Genomic DNA, 17,612 nt, shown 5'->3' with positions numbered 1-17,612 from the left:
GGAGTCCATATGAAAATAAAACTGATCAATCCGAACACGACGCAGCGGATGACCGACGCGATGGGCCGCTGCGCGCGCGAGGTCGCGTCGGCGGGCACGGCGATCGTCGCCGTGAGCCCGGCGATGGGGCCGCCTTCGATCGAAGGCCATTACGACGAGGCGCTCGCGACGCCCGGCCTTCTGGCCGAAGTCGCGGCGGGCGAGCGCGACGGCTTCGACGGCTACGTGATCGCGTGCTTCGGCGATCCGGGGCTGTACGCGGCGCGCGAGCTCGCGCGCGGGCCCGTGATCGGCATCGCGGAGGCGGCGATGCACGCGGCGAGCGTGCTCGCGCCGGGCTTCTCGGTCGTGACGACGCTTGCGCGCACTTGCGGGATGGCGTGGCATCTCGCCGAGCGTTACGGGATGAAGCGGTTCTGCCGCAACGTGCGCGCGACCGATGTCGCGGTGCTCGATCTCGACCGGCCCGGCTCGGCCGCGCGCCGCGTGATCGTCGACGAATGCCGGCGCGCGCTCGACGAGGATGGCGCGGACGCGATCGTGCTCGGCTGTGCGGGGATGGCCGAGTTCGCGCACGAGATCGAGGCGGCGATCGGCGCGCCCGTCGTCGAGGGCGTGACGGCCGCCGTCAAATGGGCGGAGGCGCTGATCGCGCTGAAGCTCGCAACCGCGAAGCGCGGCGATTTCGCGCGGCCGCTCGCGAAGCGCTACGACGGCGAGTTCGCGCGCTTCAGCCCGGACGGGGCGCTCGCGCCCGTCGCGGTGACGCAAGACACGCCGTCTCCCGACGTTTTTCCGCAACCGCACATACATTCCGTCTGACATGCATTATCCGTGTGCCCGTATGGGCGCTCCGGGGTGTTTTCGCTACACTGGGTCGTCCGTCGCATCGGCCGCGCAGCCCCGGTTTCCGGGCATCGCGCGGCCGAGGCGAACCCGCTGACGGAGTATCACTTCGCACCCAACCATGGCATTCGATCCCAACTATCCACGCGATCTGATCGGCTACGGCCGATATCCGGTGCAGGCGAACTGGCCGGGCCGCGCGCGCGTCGCGGTGCAGTTCGTGCTCAATTACGAGGAAGGCGGCGAGAACTGCGTGCTGCACGGCGATCCCGCGTCCGAGCAGTTCCTGTCCGAGATCGTCGGCGCAGCCGCGTATCCGGCGCGCCACATGAGCATGGAATCGATCTACGAATACGGCTCGCGCGCGGGCGCGTGGCGCATCCTGCGCGAGTTCGAGACGCGCGGGCTGCCGCTCACGGTGTTCGGCGTCGGCATGGCGATCGAGCGGCATCCGGAGCTCGCGCGCGCGTTCGTCGAGCTCGGCCACGAGATCGCGTGTCACGGCTGGCGCTGGATTCACTATCAGGACATGACGCCCGAGCGCGAGGCCGAGCACATGAAGCTCGGGATGGAAGCGATCGAGCGCGTGACGGGCGTGCGCCCGCTCGGCTGGTATACGGGCCGCGACAGCCCGAACACGCATCGGCTCGTCGCCGAGTACGGCGGCTTTTTGTACGACTCCGATCATTACGGCGACGACCTGCCGTTCTGGATGGACGTCGAGGTGTCGGGCGGCGCGAGCGCGCCGCAACTGATCGTCCCGTACACGCTCGATGCGAACGACATGCGTTTCGCGACGCCGCAGGGCTTCAACACCGCCGATCATTTCTTCCACTACCTGCGCGACGCGTTCGACGTGCTGTACGAGGAGGGCGACGAGGCGCCGAAGATGATGTCGATCGGCATGCACTGCCGGCTGCTCGGCAGGCCGGGGCGCTTTCGCGCGCTGCAGCGCTTCCTCGATCACGTCGAGCGGCACGATCGCGTATGGGTTGCGCGCCGCGTCGACATCGCGCGCCACTGGCGCGAGCATCATCCGTATCGGCCGCAACCTCGGCGCGAGGGGAACGCATGATGCGGGCGATGCACTACACGCTCGCGCAGTTGAACGCGATGTCGACGGATGCTTTCGTCGCGGCGCTGTCCGGGATCTTCGAGCATTCGCCGTGGGTCGCCGAGGCGGCGGCGGCCGCGCGGCCCTTCGCCAGCATCGGCGCATTGCACAGGACGATGAAGGACGCGGTCGAGGGCGCGGGCGACGCGCGGCAGCTCGCGCTCGTCAATGCGCACCCGGAGCTTGCCGGCAAGGCGGCGGTGCGCGGCGAGCTGACCGCAGAATCGACGCGCGAGCAGAGCGGCGCGGGTCTCGAACGCTGCACGCAGGAGGAGTTCGACAAGCTACAGCGGCTCAATCGCGCGTATCGCGAGAAATTCGGCTTCCCGTTCATCCTCGCGGTGCGCGGCTACGACCGGCACGGAATCATCGCGAACTTCGAGGCGCGCGTCGGCCATACGCGCGACGAGGAACTGCGCGCGAGCCTCGGGCAGATCTATCGGATCGCGCGTTTCCGGCTCGACGATCTGATCGACGCGTGATCGCCGGCTGAACGCTTCGGCCGGTTCGGCGCGGCCCCCGCCAGGTCCGCGCGCGACGACGCGCGGCGGCGGTTTTCCACTCATCAGGCATCAGGTATCACGCACCACGACAAGGACAAGACGATGACTCTTCCGCTTTTCGATCCGAATGCTCCCGAATTCACGCGGCGTTACGTGAATCTCGCCGACCCGCGTCTCGGCGCGCAGGCGCTCGAGGCGAGCGACGATTTCTTCGCACCGAAGGAGCGCATGCTGAATCCGGAGCCCGCCGTGTTCATCCCGGGCAAGTACGACGATCACGGCAAATGGATGGACGGCTGGGAGACGCGCCGCAAGCGCACGACGGGCTACGACTGGTGCATCGTGAAGCTCGCGCGGCCCGGCGTGATCAAGGGCTTCGACATCGATACGAGCCACTTCACGGGCAACTTCCCGCCGGCCGCGTCGATCGAGGCCGCGCACGTGCCCGAAGGCGCGCCGAACGAGGCGACGGAGTGGGCCGAGATCGTGCCGTCGACGACGCTGCAGGGCAATAGCCATCACTACATCGAAGCGCATGACGCGAACGCGTACACGCATCTGCGCGTGAACATCTACCCGGACGGCGGCATCGCGCGGCTGCGCGTGTACGGCCAGCCGCAGCTCGATTGGGCGGGCGCGAGCCGATCCGAGCTGTTCGATCTCGCGGCGATGGAGAACGGCGGCTACGTCGTCGCGGCGAACAACCAGCACTTCGGCCTCGCGTCGAACGTGCTGCTGCCGGGCCGCGGCGTGAACATGGGCGACGGCTGGGAGACGCGCCGCCGCCGCGAGCCGGGCAACGACTGGGCGATCATCGCGCTCGCGCGGCCGGGCGTGATCCGCAGGATCGAAGTCGATACCGCGCATTTCAAGGGCAACTATCCGGACCGCTGCTCGGTCCAGGCCGCCTGCGTGACGGGCGGCACCGACAGCTCGCTCGTCACGCAGGCGATGTTCTGGCCGGTGCTGCTCGGCGAGCAGAAGCTGCAGATGGACAAGCAGCACGCTTTCGAAGCCGAGCTCGCCGCGCTCGGGCCAGTCACGCACGTGCGGCTGAACATCATTCCGGACGGCGGCGTGTCGCGTCTGCGCGTATGGGGCACGCTCGACAAATGAAGACGCTCGCGATCGAACCGTTGACGCGCGCCGCGTTCGCGCCGTTCGGCGACGTCATCGAAACGGCGGGCGCGAAGCAGATCCCGATCAACCTCGGCACGACGATGCGCTTTCACGATCTCGCGAAGATCGACGTCGTCGACGAAGGCGGGCGGCCGCTCGTGAACCTGTTTCGCGGACAGCCGCGCGCGCTGCCGTTCGAGGTGACGATGCTCGAGCGGCATCCGCTCGGCAGCCAGGCGTTCATTCCGCTGACGGACCGGCCTTATATCGTCGTCGTCGCGCCGGCGGGCGATCTCGATCCGTCGAAGATTCGCGCGTTCGTGACGAGCGGATGGCAGGGCGTGAACTACGCGAAGGGCGTCTGGCACCACCCGCTGATCGCGCTCGGCGACGTCAGCGACTTCATCGTCGTTGATCGCGGCGGCGACGGGGGCAATCTGAACGAACAGGATCTGCCTGAATCGCTGTGGTTGACCGAAGATGCGTGGCTCGCGGTCAACGAATGAAACGAACGAAGCGCGTTTGAAAAGGCGTTGATGCGGTGCGATGGCAGGCTCCGCTTCATATGCGCGATGCAGCAGCGCGACGAGCGGCCGCGCATCCGGAAGCCGCGCATCGCCGATCCGGCGCACCGCGATCGCGGGTGTCCATGAATTCATCACGACCACGCCCGCGATCGCGCGCAGATCGTCGCGCATCACGTCGCGCATCACGTCGTAGTCGCGCTGCGGCACGCCAAGACGCATCAACTGACCGGCCGCGGCCGGCATCGGTGATTTCGACGACAGGCGCTGCGTCGCGTTTCCGGATTCTAGCCACGTCGTGCAGGCCGTCATCGACGGCGCGGCGGTGGGGCTCGTGGAGCCCGGGCTGGTTGAGCGCGACCTCGCGGCGGGCCGCATCGTTCGATTGTTCGACGTGAGCATCCGCGTCGCGCCCGGAATGGCCTTTTACGTCGTATATCCCGAGCGCAGCCGCGACGATCCGCGCGTTGTCGCGTTCCAGTGGCTGGCGGCGCAGAGCGCGTCGACGGCGCGGTGAAAGACGGGCGAGCGTCGTGGCCCTGCCGCGTGGTGACGGCGCCTGCGCCGATGCACCGATACACGGCGCGCCGTCGTGACGTCACCTCGCCGCACCGCTCTCGAACCACGCGGCGATCTTCGTTCGCTCGCCATCCGTCATGTGCGTGACGTTGCCGATCGGCATCGCTTTCAGTTGCACCGCCTGCTGATAGATCCGCGGCGCGTTCCGCGCGATCTCGTCGGGCGTGTCGAACATCACGCCGGCGGGCGCGCTGCCCATCAGCGTCGGTTTTGCCGAGTGGCACGCGACGCAGCGCTGCTGCAGGATCGGCGCGATGTCCCCGATTGCGGGCTTCGGCGCATTCGGGGCGTTCGCCGCCTGCGCTTCGGGCGCGATCGGCTTGGGCATCGTCGTCACGAGCGCGAGCACCATCAGCGCGACGCCGCCGAGCGGCAGATACCAGAGCTGCTGGCCGCGGTGCCGCATCACGAAGAACTGACGGATCAGCGCGCCGGCGAGCATGATGACGACGAGCACGATCCAGTTGTACTGGTTCGCATACGTCATCGCGTAGTGGTTCGACAGCATCGCGAACACGACGGGCAGCGTGAAGTACGTGTTGTGCACCGAGCGCTGCTTGCCGCGCTTGCCGTAGATCGGGTCGGGCGTCTCGCCCTTGAGCAGCATGTCGACCATCTTGCGCTGGCCGGGGATGATCACGAAGAACACGTTGGCCGTCATGATCGTCGCGAGCATTGCGCCGACGATCAGGTACGCGGCGCGGCCGGAGAACACGTGGCACGCGATGTACGCCGCCGCGATCACATACAGGCCGACGAACGCGCCGAGCAGCCTGTCGCGGCTGCCGAGCAGGCGGCACGCGCAGTCGTAGACGATCCAGCCCGCGAGCAAAAAGCCGAGCGCGGACGAGACCGCGACGACGGGCCCCATGTCGAGCACGTTCCGGTCGATCAGGTACGTGTTCGGCGCGAGCAGGTACAGCACGAAGAAGAGGCCGAAGCCGGACATCCACGTCGTGTACGACGGCCACTTCGACCAGTGCAGATCCTCGGGCATCTCGGGCGGCGCGACGAGGTACTTCTGCATGTTGTAAAAGCCGCCGCCGTGCACGTGCCACAGCTCGCCGAACACGCCGCGCGATTTCAACTGCGCGTCCTTCGGCGGCTTCAGGCTGTTGTCGAGCGCGACGAAATAGAACGACTCGCCGATCCACGCGATCGCGGCGACGACGTGCAGCCAGCGGATCGCGAGATTCAGCCAGTCGGTGATGAAGCCTTCCATGAAACTCCTCCTGAGTCGATCGTTGTCGTGTGCGAGCAGCGATGCGCGGTCAACTGCCGCGATAGGTGCTGTACGACCACGGCGACACGAGAAGCGGCACGTGATAGTGCGCGGCGGGATCGGCCACGCCGAAGCGCAGCACGACGAGATCGACGAAGCGCGGCTCCGGCAGCGCGACGCCTTGCGCGGCGAAGTAGTCGCCCGCGTGGAACACGAGTTCGTAGGTGCCGGCCGCGAGCGCGTCGCCTTCGAGGAGCGGCGCGTCGCAGCGGCCGTCGTCATTGGTGAGCGCGGTCTTCAGCAGCCGGCTGCCGTCGCCCGAGATCGCATGGAGCTCGATCTTGATCGCGGCGCCGGGGCGGCCGTACGCGGTGTCGAGTACGTGGGTAGTGAGCTTTCCCATTCGCATGAGTCCTTGTGTAGTCGCGAGGATCGGCGGCGGCTCGATCCGTTGATGCTGCGGCGGATCGAGGCTCCACGTCAGTGGCTACATACCCGTCGGCGGATCGAAGCGAGCGCCGTGCAGCCATTGTAAAAAGGTTCGGAGGGCAAACCGTGAGCGATAACGAAGATAATGCGCGCTGCATGAGCGCGCGTCCATGCGCGTCGCCGCCGTCGCCAGCGGTAGCCGAACATATCGCCGGCGTGAAGACGATCATGCGCGCGGCGAAGCTTGCGCCGCGCCGCGCGTTCGACGATGCTTGGCCCGTGCGGGCGAGCGTGCCGATCCGTCGGAATCGCGCTCGCGCACCCCGAAGACGGCGGGCACGCCGGGTAACCGGGCCAGGGCGTTCGAACGGACGCGGCGGCGCGGTGCGTGCCGAGCGTCGCGTTCGAGCGTTCGGACATTCGAGCAGCGAGGCCGCTTCGGTGGCGCAACGACACGGAGATCGAACGACGATGGAACGACACCCGAGCGCGCGCGCCGGCGCGCAGTCCCTTTCCCCGAATCGGCCGAGGACGCTCGCCGTCAGGCACGCCGACGTGCTCGTGACGATGGACGGCGCGCGCCGAGAGTTGCGCGATGCGGGCCTCTATGTCGAGGACAACCGGATCGTCGCGGTCGGCCCGAGCGCCGAGCTGCCCGCGCACGCGGACGAAGTGCTCGATCTGCGCGGCCATCTCGTGATCCCGGGGCTCGTCAACACGCATCATCATATGTATCAGAGCCTCACGCGCGCGATTCCCGCCGCGCAGAACGCCGAGCTGTTCGGCTGGCTCACGAGCCTGTACCGGGTCTGGGCGCATCTGACGCCGGAGATGATCGAGGTGTCGGCGCTGACCGCAATGGCCGAGCTGCTGCTGTCCGGCTGCACGACGTCGAGCGATCATCTGTACATCTATCCGAACGGCAGCCGGCTCGACGACAGCATCGCGGCCGCGCAGCGCATCGGCATGCGCTTTCACGCGAGCCGCGGCAGCATGAGCGTCGGGCAGCGCGACGGCGGGCTGCCGCCCGACTCGGTCGTCGAGCGCGAGCCGGACATCCTGCGCGACACGCAGCGCGTGATCGAGACCTACCATGACGAAGGCCGCTACGCGATGCTGCGGGTCGTCGTCGCGCCGTGCTCGCCGTTCTCGGTGAGCCGGGGCCTGATGCGCGACGCGGCGGCGCTCGCGCGCGCGTATCGCGTGTCGCTGCACACGCACCTTGCGGAGAATGTGAACGACGTCGTGTACAGCCGCGAGAAGTTCGGGATGACGCCCGCCGAATATGCGGAGGATCTCGGCTGGCTCGGGCGCGACGTGTGGCATGCGCACTGCGTGCAGCTCGACGAGCCGGGCATCGCGCGCTTCGCGCGCACCGGCACGGGCGTTGCGCATTGTCCGTGCTCGAACATGCGGCTCGCGTCCGGGATCGCGCCCGTGCGGCGGATGCGGCTTGCGGGCGTGCCGGTTGGACTCGGCGTCGACGGCTCCGCGTCGAACGACGGCGCGCAGATGGTCGCCGAGATGCGGCAGGCGCTGCTGCTGCAGCGCGTCGGATTCGGCCCCGACGCGATGACCGCGCGCGATGCGCTCGAGATCGCGACGCTCGGCGGCGCGCGCGTGCTGAACCGCGACGACATCGGCGCGCTCGCGCCCGGCATGGCGGCGGATTTCGTCGCGTTCGACTTGCGCACGCCGCAGTTCGCGGGCGCGTTGCACGATCCCGTCGCGGCGCTCGTGTTCTGCGCGCCGTCGCAGGCGGCGTACAGCGTCGTCAACGGACGCGTCGTCGTGCGGGAAGGGCGGCTGACGACGCTCGAGATCGAGCCGCTCGTCGAGCGACACAACGCGCTTGCGCGGGCGCTTGGCGAGGCGGCGCGCTGAGCGGCGCGGCTTGCGCGTCGGCCGATCGCGTTGCCGACATCGCTGCCGACGGCGTGACGCGCATCAAGCGCCGTGACCCCCGCGCCGCGCGTCCTTACACCTCGATCAGCGTGCGGGTCGCCTCGGCGACGAGACCGCGCAGCCAGCGCACCTCGTCCGAGTAATGGCAGCGCTCATGCCAGAGCTGGTAGTACTGCATCGGCGGGAAATCGAGCGGCGCGGGCACGACCGACAGCGGCAGGAACTTCGCGTAGTGATCGGCGAAGAGCCGCGTCGTCGTGAAGATCAGATCCGACTTCACGAGCACGTAAGGCGCGAGATTGAAGTACGGCAGCGTGACGACGACGTGGCGCTTCAGGCGCTCGCGCGCGAGATGGACGTCGATCGCGCCGCGCTGCCCGACCGAGTACGGCGTCGGCGCGAGATGCGGCGCGTTCAGGTATTGGTCGAGCGTGAGGCCGCCGCGCTTGGCGAACGGATGCGTGTTGCTCATCAGGCAGACGATCTCGTCGACGAACAGGTTCGACAGGTGCAATTGCTCGGGCGGCTCCGGCCAGTTGCCGACGACGATGTCGAGCTTGCCGTCCTCGAGCGCGAGCTCGTAGTCGAACGCGGGGCCGAGCGAATGGAACTCGAGCGTCGCGTTCGGCGCGGCCTGGCGGAAGCGCTCGACGACGGTCGGCACGAACAGCACGTTCAGATAGTCCGGGCAGCCGATCCGGTAGCAGCGGATCGACGTCGCCGGATCGAAATTGTGCTGCTGGAACTTGATCCGTTCGATTTCGCGCAGCGCGTTCTGCACGGGCTCGAGCAGGCGCAGGCCGTACTCGGTCGGCACCATCCCGGACTTGCCGCGCACGAGGAGCGGATCGCCCGTGATGTCGCGCAGGCGGCGCAGCGCGGCGCTGATCGCCGGTTGCGACTGGTTCAGCTTGACGGCCGCGCGCGTCACGCTGCGCTCCATCAGCAAAGTGTGCAGGACGCGCAATAGATACGTGTCGATCGCCTCGCGTTGCTGGCTCATGCTCTCTCCGTTTATATGTCCGGGCTGATCGATGGGGGCTGGGGGTATATGGTTTTTAATATGGACATAAAGGAGCGTCAAGCGTGACGCATTCGAATCGCCGCGCGCGGCGGGGGATCATCCACGACGGGCGGGCGATGCGGACGGCGGCGGCGAGCTTGCGGTGCAACCGTGCGAAGGCGGCTGAAAAGGAGGCGAAGGGGACGGCAAGAAAGACGGTGAAACGAGCGGCGGGACGAGCGACGAAAAAAGGAACGACATGTTGACGTGCAAAGGAGACCGAAACGGTAACGGCAGGTCGGCCCCATCGGTAGCGCCGAGCCGATGTCGCGCGACGCGTCACGTATCATCGCGCGCCTGAAAGGCGGACCGGACGATACGCCGCCCGACGCGCGTTCCGCGCGCGTCGCGGGGCGATCGTCGCGTCCCGCGCGAACGAGCGTTCCAAACGCTCGTTTGATGCCCGCGCGTCGCGCGCGGCGCAGCCGGCCGGTCCCGCCGGGCCCGTTCAGTCCTCGATCCGCAATCCGACCTTCAGCGTCACTTGCCAGTGAATCACCTGATCGCCTTCGATGTGTCCGCGCGTGTCGGTGACTTCGAACCAGTGCAGATTGCGCACGGTCTTCGCCGCCTTGGCGATCGCGTTGCGAATCGCGTCGTCGCTCGACTGGCGCGACGAGCCGGTGAGTTCGAGCAGCTTGTAGACGTGGTCGTTCATGATGTTCTCCGGTGAGTCGTTCGACGTTCGGTTCAGCGGGCAAGACGCGCGCATCAGGCGTTCCCGCGCATGCCTTCTTGAGTGATAGGTATGATGGGCGGCAACTTCAATCGGTATTCGAACGAGAGGAAAGGGGAAGATGTGGACGTAGGATTCTGTGGGCCGGGGTTGATGGGCGCGCCGATGATCCGGCATCTGCTGTCGGCGGGCCATCGGGTGCACGTATGGAACCGCACGCGCGCGAAAGCCGACGCGCTCGCCGTGCACGGCGCGCAGGTCGTCGACACGCCGGCCGAACTCGCCGCGCGCGCGGAGACGGTGATGCTGTGCGTGCTCGATGCGCAAGCGGTCGGCGACGTCGTGTTCGGCGCATCCGGCGTGCTCGCGGGCGATGCCGCCGCGCGTCGCGCGCGGCGCATCGTCGATCATTCGAGCATTCCGCCCGCGGCGACGCGCGCGTATGCGGCGCGCGCGGCGGCGCTCGGCGCGAGCTGGGTCGACGCGCCGGTGTCGGGCGGCGTGCCGGGCGCGGAGGCGGGCACGCTCGCGGTGATGGCGGGCGGCCCGCAAGCGGATGTCGATGCGGTGCGCGCGCTGATCGGCGCTTACGCATCGCGCGTCACGCATCTCGGCGATGCGGGAGCGGGGCAGACGGCGAAGCTGTGCAATCAGGCGATCGTGACGGCGACCGTCACGGCGATCGCCGAAGCGGTGGGGCTCGCGCAGGCGAGCGGCATCGACGCGGCGCGCCTGGCCGAAGCGCTCGCGGGCGGCTGGGCGGATTCGGTGCTGCTGCAGACGTTCGTGCCGCGGATGACGGGCACGGGCCATCCGTCGATCGGCGCGCTGAGGACGTTTCAGAAGGATGTCGACGCAATCGCCGATGCGGCGCGCGATACGGGCGCGGTGATGCCTGTTGCGGCGGCCGTGCAGCAGGTGCTGCGGCTCGGCGCGGCGATGGGGCTTGCGCAAGCCGATTTCGCGGCGTTCATCGACATCGTGCGGCCGCAGGCGAAGCGAGGCGAGTGACGGGTGGATGTTTATGCGCTGGCGTCGCGGCGGCGCGTACAGATCTCTCCGGCAACGCGCCGAAAGATACGCCGAAAAACGCGCATGCCGCCGCGCGACGGCGGCGTGAATGAAGAACGGGCCGTTTCAAACGGCCCGTTTCATGATGGCGAGAATTACAGCGAGCGAGGCGTGGTATCGCCGGCGTTCGGCTGTCCGATTCCGCTGCGCAGCCCGGCTTTCACGCCCGCACCAAATTCGGGCAGGATGCGCGCGCGGGCGCGGCTCGCGAACACGAGGAAGCCGAATCCGTTTGCTTCGTACCAGTAGCCGCCGTTTTCGAGCCCGTCGAGCGGCTGCTCGAGCGCATTGGCAATCGATTCGATGCAACGCTTGCGCAGCTCGGCGATCGCGGGATACGGCGGCTGCGCGCCGCGAACGCTGCAGAGCAGGACGTCGAGGCCGGGCAGCACGTGCGCGTAGAGCACGGGCTCGTCCTGCGCGCGCGCGCGCGCGATCTTCGTGTCGAGCTGGGCGAACGGCTTCGCATGGCGCAGCACTGCGAGGAACGATTCCTGGCCGTCCGGTTGCGCGCGTCGGCGTTTTTTCGGGAAGGACATAAACACTCGCCTCAAAAACAATTGCAAGAAATGCGGCATCCTCATGCGACCCACTCCCGGCTATGCGCGCCGCATGTCGATCTTTTATAGCATACGAAAATGCCGGCTTCATGAAGTTCGCCGATGCGTTTTGCCGTGCGTCGACCGAACCGGGGAGAGCCTACGATCGCCAAAGCCAGCGCTTCTGCGCCTGCACTGTCGTTGAGTCTCCATCATAGACCCGGTAGCGCCGCGCGTGCGTCAGAACGTCGCAAAAAATGATGCGGGTATTCTCTGCCTTGCGCGCGCCGCACCGCCGGAAACCGTCCGGACGACGAAAAAAAGCCCGCGCGCGGCGGGCTTCGTGGCGATCGTGCGGCGCGTGCGTTCAGCGCTGCTTCAGCGAATCGCGAATCTCGCGCAGCAGCAGCACGTCTTCGGGCGTCGCGGCGGGCGCGGCTTCTTCCGGCTTGCGCAGCTTGTTGATGAACTTGACCATCAGGAAGATGATGAACGCGAGGATGATGAAGTTGATCAGCACGGTGATGAACGAGCCGTAGCCGAACGTGGCGACGCCCGCCGCCTGCAGATCCTTGAACGATTCCGGATTGCCCTTGAACGACGCGGGAATCTGGCCGAGCAGCACGAATTTGTTCGAGAAATCCAGGCCACCCGTCAGCACGCCGATGACGGGCATGATGAGATCCTTCACCACCGAATCGACGATCTTCGAAAACGCTCCGCCGATGATCACGCCGATGGCGAGATCCATGACGTTGCCCTTGACGGCAAATTCCTTGAATTCCTTGATGATGCTCATGGGCGGCTTGCTCCTGTCGAAAGTGAATTGGCGCGTGGCGCAACGATTCGTTACGGCACATTGATGGCCGTCATCATAACGAACCCGATCCTTTATCGATAGTTCATCTGAAAAATCTTGACAAAGGGGCGCGCAAAAAAAATGGGCCGTTTTCGGCCCATTTCGTCGTTTCCGCGGCGCATCGTCAACCGTTGCTGCTCCAATCGTCGCCACTGCTGCCGAGATCGACGCTTCCGCCGCCGTCCGAGCTGCCGCTGTCCCAACTGTCGCCCTGGCCGAAGTCGATGCCCGGATCGGCGCCTGCGCGGCGCCGCGCTTCGTCGTCGACGATCACTTCGCGCTCGATCACGCGGTCGCGGCCATGCGACATCGCCTGACCGAGCAGCACGCCCGTGAGCAAACCGCCCATGCCGCCGCCGAAGCCGCCGCCTTGCTGGATCACGACGGGCGGCTGCTGTTGCGGCTGCGGCGGATACGGGGAGTAGGGCGGCTGGCCTTGCGCGCCCGTCAACCGATCGGCCTCCTGAGCAAATACCGAGCCCGTTTGGCCGGGGGCGCCTGCTGCGGCCGCGGCCGCGTTCGGATCGGGGCGGCCCTCGACGCGCGCCTTCAGGCTCGCGAACTGCTTCTCCAACTCGTCGAGCCGGTACGGCGGCACCGGGTTCTTGCCGTTCGACAGCGTTTCGACGAACTCGCGCGCCTGCGCTTCGAGCGCCTCGATCTCGCCGTTGAGCGCGGCGGCGCCGGGCGCCGTCGACAGCCGCGCGTCGAGCTTGAGCGGGCGCACGTCGTTGAGGATGTCGGTTGCGCGCTTCAGTTGCGCGCGACGTTCGTCGTCGGCGCGCTGATCGTCGGCCGAGCGCGCGCGGCGCAGCGTTCTGCGCAGCACGAGCACGATCGCGCCGATCAGCACCGCGAGGCCGATCCACATGCCCGCCGACGGGCCGCGGTGCACGGGCGCGGCGGGTGCCGCGGCGAATTGCGATTGGGATTGGGCCTGGGCCTGCGGCGCGGCGAGCATGCCGCCCGAGGTCGCCGAGCGCGACGTCTGCGCAGCCGCCACGCGGCGCGCATCGGCGCGCACGCGCGCTTCCGTCTGCGCGAAGCGTGACGGATCGGTGAAGCGCAGTTGCGGATCGAGCGACTTCGCGCGCTCGATCTGCGCGAGCGCTTCGGCGGGGCGGCCCTCGCGGTCGAGCACCTGGCCGTACAGATAGCGGGCGCGCGCGTTGTCCGGATATGCGTCGATCACCTGCGAGAGCTGCGCGTCGGCGCGCTGCCAGTTGCCTTGCGCGATCGACTGCTGGATTTGTTGCAGCGACGGCACTGCCGCGTTCGCGGCGGCCGACACGAGGAGTAGCGACAATCCGACGGCTGCGAGAAGCTTTTTCATGATCGGTTCGGGCGCTCGGCCCGTCTCCTTGCGGATGTTCGCGGCGCGGCGGCGGAGCGAAGCGGACGCGCCCGCCGCCGCGGCTGCGAAGCGCCGGCTGGCGGAGCCGCCGTTACTGCGCCGGCGTGTTCAGTTGCTTTTTCAGCGCTTCGAGGCGGTCCTCGACGGACGGCCCCTTGTTCAGCGCCGCGAGCTTGTCGTCGAGCGCGCGGCCGCTGTTCGTATCGGCCGAGTTCAGGCGCGCGTCCGAACGCGCGTTCGACAGCGCGACCTTGTCCTCGAGCTTCTGGAAGTCCTCGGACAGGTTCTTGCCGCCGATCCCGCCGAGCGCGGTGGCCGCGACGTCCTTCGCCTGCGCGATTTCCTGCTTCGCCTGCAGGATGTTCGAGCGCGCGTTCAGATCGTTGCGGCGCGCGCGCATGTCGGCGATCTGGCCTTTGAGCTTGTCGACCGACGGCTCGAGCGTCTCGAGCTCGCGGGCGAGCGCGTCGCGCTCGGCCTCGGCGTTCGCCTGCGCGGCGAGCGCTTCGCGCGCGAGGGCTTCGTCGCCCGATTGCAGCGCGCGCTTCGCGCCGTCCTCGTACTTCTTCGCGCGCTCGTCGGCGGCGTCGCGCTTGCTGCGTTGCGTCGCGACCTGCGCCTCGATCTCGATCAGCGAGTTTTCCGCGCGGCCGATGCTGTCGTCGAGCTCCCGCACGATCTGCCGCGCGTCGCGCGACGGGTCCTGCACCGAGTCCGCCGCGTCGTTCAGCAGACCTTTGATCGTGCGCGAAATAGAGTCGAAAAGCGACATGGATTCCTCCGTAAGTGATGAACGATGCGCGCATCGCGCATCGCGGGCGATGCCTCGCCGCGGTGCGAGGCGGCTCGCGTCGGCGGATATTACACCACCGGTTCGCTTAAACGCCGCTTAAACGCAGGCCCGGGCGGGCGGCGCGCATGCCGGCCGCCGCGACCGAACATATGGCCGGAGACGGTAATTTCCAGTGCGCCGCGCGCCATTTTTTGCGCGTGCGCGCCTTTCAGAACGAAAGGAGGCGTCGCGCCGCGTTTCGCCTTCATCATAGGAGCGTTCGCGGCGCACGACGGTGCGCGGCGCAACGAACTGGGGGATTTTTTACAAAAAATCCTGAAGGGGGGCGATCGATTTCATTAAAATGCGCTGTCACGCTGCGGACCGGACAGCCGTATGGACCGACGCGCGCCGGGAGCCGTCGACGTGATACGCTCCACGACGCTACGCCCATCGATTCCACGCACGCGCTCAGCGCGTGCTCGAGGCGCGCCTCGTGCGCCGCCCATCCGACATGCCTATTATCAAACGACCGCCTTCCTCCCGCGCCACGAACGAGCACCATTATTCGCTACGACGCTCGCCTGCCGGCGCCTATTACACCGATGACGACGATGACGGCGACCGCGCGTCGCGCCGCACGAGCCGCGACAGCGGCTCGCGCACGTTCGGCTCGCGCGTCGCGTTGTGGTTCGTCGGGCTCTTCGCGACGCTGCTCGTCGTCGGCGCGCTGATCGTGGGCTACGCGCTCGTCGTGATGGGGCCGCAACTGCCTTCGCTCGACGCGCTCACGCACTACCAGCCGAAGGTGCCGCTGCGCGTGTACAGCGCGGACCACGTGCTGCTCGGCGAATTCGGCGAGGAGCGCCGCAGCCTCGTGCGCTTCGCGGACATCCCGGACGTGATGAAGAAGGCGGTGCTCGCGATCGAGGATTACCGCTTCTACGAGCACGGCGGCGTCGACTTCGTCGGCATTCTCCGCGCGGGCGTGGCCGATCTGCTGCACGGCGGCGCGCGGCAGGGCGCGAGCACGATCACGATGCAGGTCGCGCGCAATTTCTTCCTGTCGAGCGAGAAGACGTACACGCGCAAGATCTACGAGATGCTGCTCGCATACAAGATCGAGCGCGCGCTCACGAAGGATCAGATCCTCGAGCTGTACATGAACCAGATCTATCTGGGCCAGCGTGCTTACGGCTTCGCGGCCGCCGCGCGCGTGTACTTCGGCAAGGACCTGAAGGACATCACGCTCGCCGAGGCGGCGATGCTCGCGGGGCTGCCGAAGGCGCCGTCCGCGTACAACCCGGTCGTCAATCCGAAGCGCGCGAAGGTGCGCCAGGAGTACATCCTGAAGCGCATGCTCGAGATCGGCTACATCACGCAGCAGCAGTACGACCAGGCGGTGAAGGAGGAAATCCATGTGCGCACGCCGGGCAACCAGTACGCGGTGCACGGCGAATACGTCGCCGAAATGGTGCGGCAGATGATGTACGCGCAGTACAAGGACGAGACCTATACGCGCGGCCTCACCGTCACCACGACAATCAACGCGGCCGACCAGGAGGCCGCGTACCAGGCGGTGCGCCGCGGGATCATGGACTACGAGCGCCGCCACGGCTACCGCGGGCCGGAAGGCTTCGTCGCGCTGCCGCCCGCGGGCGACGAGCGCGACGAGGCGATCGACGATGCGCTCGCCGATCATCCGGACAACGGCGATCTGCAGTCGGCCGTCGTGCTTGCCGCGTCGCCCGCGGCGGTCGACGTGCAGTTCGTCGGCGGCGCGACCGCGACGATCAACGGCGCCGGGCTGCGCTTCGTGGCGGGCGCGTTGAGCGCGCGCGCGTCGGCCGCGCTGAAGATCAAGCCGGGCTCGATCGTGCGCGTGATGAAGGACGCGAAGAGCGCATGGCAGATCGCGCAGTTGCCGCAGGTCGAAGGCGCGCTCGTCGCGGTCGCGCCGCAGGACGGCGCGATCCGCTCGCTCGTGGGCGGCTTCGACTTCAACAAGAGCAAGTTCAACCACGTGACGCAGGCGTGGCGGCAGCCGGGCTCGTCGTTCAAGCCGTTCATCTATTCGGCGTCGCTCGAAAAGGGCCTCGGGCCTGCGACGATCATCAACGACGCGCCGCTCTATTTCCCGCCGAGCGTGCCGGGCGGCCAGCCGTGGGAGCCGAAGGACGACGATCAGCCGGACGGCCCGATGCCGATGCGCACCGCGCTGCAGCGCTCGAAGAACCTCGTGTCGATCCGGATTCTCGCGTCGATCGGCACGTCGTACGCGCAGGACTACGTAACGCAGCGCTTCGGCTTCGATCCCGCGAAGACGCCGCCGTATCTGCCGATGGCGCTCGGCGCGGGCCTCGTCACGCCGCTGCAGCTCGCGGCGGGCTATGCGGTGTTCGCGAACGGCGGCTACAAGGTCGATCCGTATCTGATCGCCGAAGTCGACGACGCGCGCGGCCAGGCGCTGCAAAAGGCGCAGCCGGTGGTCGCGGGCACGGGCGCGACGCGCACGATCGACGCGCGCAACGCATACGTGATGAACAGCCTGCTGCACACCGTCGCGACGGCGGGCACGGGCGCCGGCACGAACGCGCTCGGCCGCGGCGACCTGCAGGGCAAGACGGGTACGACGAACGACGCGAAGGACGGCTGGTTCGCCGGCTACCAGCAATCGCTCGTCGCCGTTGCATGGATGGGCTTCGACCAGCCGAAGAGCCTCGGCAGCCGCGAATTCGGCGCGCAGCTCGCGCTGCCGATCTGGGTGAACTACATGCGCACCGCGCTTTCCGGCGTGCCCGAGCAGCAGATGGCGATGCCGGACGGGCTGACGACGATCGACGGCGAGCTGTATTACGCGGATCGCACGCCGGGCGCGGGCTTCGTCGCGAACGTCGACTTCAACCCTGCCGCGAGCCCCACCGTGAGCGCGAACGACGCGCTCGGCTCGGCGGGCGCCGCGGGCCTGACGCCGCCGCCCGTGACGCCGGAGGAGAAGCGGCAGATCATCGACATGTTCGAGGGCAACAAGCCTTGA

Annotated in this window: 18 protein-coding genes; 9 read left to right on the top strand and 9 right to left on the bottom strand. The window is 67.7% G+C overall.

Translation table 11 applies throughout. From position 1 onward, the window contains the following. Positions 1-9 precede the first annotated feature (9 nt). From WT16_RS09945 to WT16_RS09920, 6 genes are all read left to right on the top strand, one after another. Positions 10-822: an aspartate/glutamate racemase family protein gene (locus tag WT16_RS09945; protein WP_063533246.1), complete on the top strand. Its 813-nt coding sequence runs from the start codon at positions 10-12 to the stop codon at positions 820-822. A 145-nt stretch (positions 823-967) separates the two neighbouring features. Beyond that, a complete protein-coding gene (puuE, locus tag WT16_RS09940; RefSeq protein WP_009912811.1) occupies positions 968-1,921 on the top strand; it encodes an allantoinase PuuE in 954 nt (317 codons plus the stop codon). Then, positions 1,921-2,442 carry a 2-oxo-4-hydroxy-4-carboxy-5-ureidoimidazoline decarboxylase gene (gene uraD, locus WT16_RS09935; protein WP_063533828.1) on the top strand — a complete coding sequence of 174 codons (522 nt, stop codon included), beginning with the start codon at positions 1,921-1,923 and terminating at the stop codon, positions 2,440-2,442. Before puuE ends, uraD begins: the two co-directional genes overlap by 1 nt. 123 nt (positions 2,443-2,565) lie before the next feature. Beyond that, entirely contained in the window at positions 2,566-3,579 is a 1,014-nt protein-coding gene (gene alc / locus WT16_RS09930) for an allantoicase (protein WP_059934602.1), read from the top strand. Continuing rightward, complete coding sequence (locus WT16_RS09925) at positions 3,576-4,088, top strand: ureidoglycolate lyase (RefSeq protein WP_063533245.1); 513 nt, start codon at positions 3,576-3,578, stop codon at positions 4,086-4,088. The genes alc and WT16_RS09925 overlap by 4 nt, the downstream gene beginning before the upstream one ends. 262 nt (positions 4,089-4,350) lie before the next feature. Then, positions 4,351-4,623, top strand: coding sequence for a LysR substrate-binding domain-containing protein (locus WT16_RS09920; RefSeq protein ID WP_082874773.1), 273 nt, complete (start codon positions 4,351-4,353; stop codon positions 4,621-4,623). 81 nt (positions 4,624-4,704) lie between these two features. Here WT16_RS09920 and WT16_RS09915 read toward each other — a convergent pair whose 3' ends face one another. Both WT16_RS09915 and uraH read right to left on the bottom strand, forming a co-directional pair. Beyond that, positions 4,705-5,907 (bottom strand): urate hydroxylase PuuD, encoded by a 1,203-nt coding sequence (locus WT16_RS09915; RefSeq protein ID WP_063533243.1) that lies wholly within the window; start codon positions 5,905-5,907, stop codon positions 4,705-4,707. Between the two features lie 49 nt (positions 5,908-5,956). Beyond that, positions 5,957-6,310, bottom strand: a complete 354-nt coding sequence (gene uraH, locus WT16_RS09910) for a hydroxyisourate hydrolase (protein ID WP_009912807.1) — start codon at positions 6,308-6,310, stop codon at positions 5,957-5,959. A 497-nt stretch (positions 6,311-6,807) separates the two neighbouring features. Between uraH and WT16_RS09905 the strand changes: the two genes are divergently transcribed. After that, the gene (locus WT16_RS09905) at positions 6,808-8,220 is read left to right on the top strand and encodes an 8-oxoguanine deaminase (protein ID WP_063533242.1); all 1,413 of its coding nucleotides are present in this window, start codon (positions 6,808-6,810) and stop codon (positions 8,218-8,220) included. Positions 8,221-8,314: 94 nt separating this feature from the next. Here the strand turns inward: WT16_RS09905 and WT16_RS09900 are convergent, their stop codons facing one another. Both WT16_RS09900 and WT16_RS09895 read right to left on the bottom strand, forming a co-directional pair. Next, positions 8,315-9,244, bottom strand: a complete 930-nt coding sequence (locus WT16_RS09900; protein WP_006026119.1) for a LysR substrate-binding domain-containing protein — start codon at positions 9,242-9,244, stop codon at positions 8,315-8,317. Positions 9,245-9,752: 508 nt separating this feature from the next. Then, entirely contained in the window at positions 9,753-9,962 is a 210-nt protein-coding gene (locus WT16_RS09895; protein ID WP_009912804.1) for a dodecin, read from the bottom strand. 90 nt (positions 9,963-10,052) lie between these two features. Here WT16_RS09895 and WT16_RS09890 point away from each other — a divergent pair, with 90 nt between their 5' ends. After that, positions 10,053-10,991 (top strand): NAD(P)-dependent oxidoreductase, encoded by a 939-nt coding sequence (locus WT16_RS09890; protein WP_043282428.1) that lies wholly within the window; start codon positions 10,053-10,055, stop codon positions 10,989-10,991. A gap of 155 nt (positions 10,992-11,146) precedes the next feature. Here the strand turns inward: WT16_RS09890 and WT16_RS09885 are convergent, their stop codons facing one another. The 5 genes from WT16_RS09885 to WT16_RS33615 all read right to left on the bottom strand — a co-directional run bounded on the left by WT16_RS09885 (position 11,147) and on the right by WT16_RS33615 (position 14,847). Continuing rightward, positions 11,147-11,590: a hypothetical protein gene (locus WT16_RS09885; protein ID WP_004191671.1), complete on the bottom strand. Its 444-nt coding sequence runs from the start codon at positions 11,588-11,590 to the stop codon at positions 11,147-11,149. Between the two features lie 367 nt (positions 11,591-11,957). After that, positions 11,958-12,389: a large conductance mechanosensitive channel protein MscL gene (gene mscL, locus WT16_RS09880; protein ID WP_004192898.1), complete on the bottom strand. Its 432-nt coding sequence runs from the start codon at positions 12,387-12,389 to the stop codon at positions 11,958-11,960. A gap of 184 nt (positions 12,390-12,573) precedes the next feature. Continuing rightward, entirely contained in the window at positions 12,574-13,782 is a 1,209-nt protein-coding gene (locus WT16_RS09875; RefSeq protein WP_063533241.1) for a tetratricopeptide repeat protein, read from the bottom strand. A 112-nt stretch (positions 13,783-13,894) separates the two neighbouring features. Next, positions 13,895-14,575, bottom strand: a complete 681-nt coding sequence (locus tag WT16_RS09870; RefSeq protein WP_006026123.1) for a PspA/IM30 family protein — start codon at positions 14,573-14,575, stop codon at positions 13,895-13,897. Between the two features lie 89 nt (positions 14,576-14,664). Beyond that, positions 14,665-14,847, bottom strand: a complete 183-nt coding sequence (locus WT16_RS33615) for a hypothetical protein (RefSeq protein ID WP_156521425.1) — start codon at positions 14,845-14,847, stop codon at positions 14,665-14,667. Positions 14,848-15,089: 242 nt separating this feature from the next. On the opposite strand from WT16_RS33615, the gene WT16_RS09865 reads away from it, so the two are divergent. Then, the gene (locus WT16_RS09865; protein WP_015600999.1) at positions 15,090-17,612 is read left to right on the top strand and encodes a penicillin-binding protein 1A; all 2,523 of its coding nucleotides are present in this window, start codon (positions 15,090-15,092) and stop codon (positions 17,610-17,612) included.

The sequence above is a fragment of the Burkholderia sp. MSMB1589WGS genome, from assembly GCF_001636105.1.
Lineage (GTDB): Bacteria > Pseudomonadota > Gammaproteobacteria > Burkholderiales > Burkholderiaceae > Burkholderia > Burkholderia humptydooensis.
The sequence above is the reverse complement of the archived record's forward strand: the minus strand, read 5'-3'. Positions and strand labels throughout refer to the sequence as shown.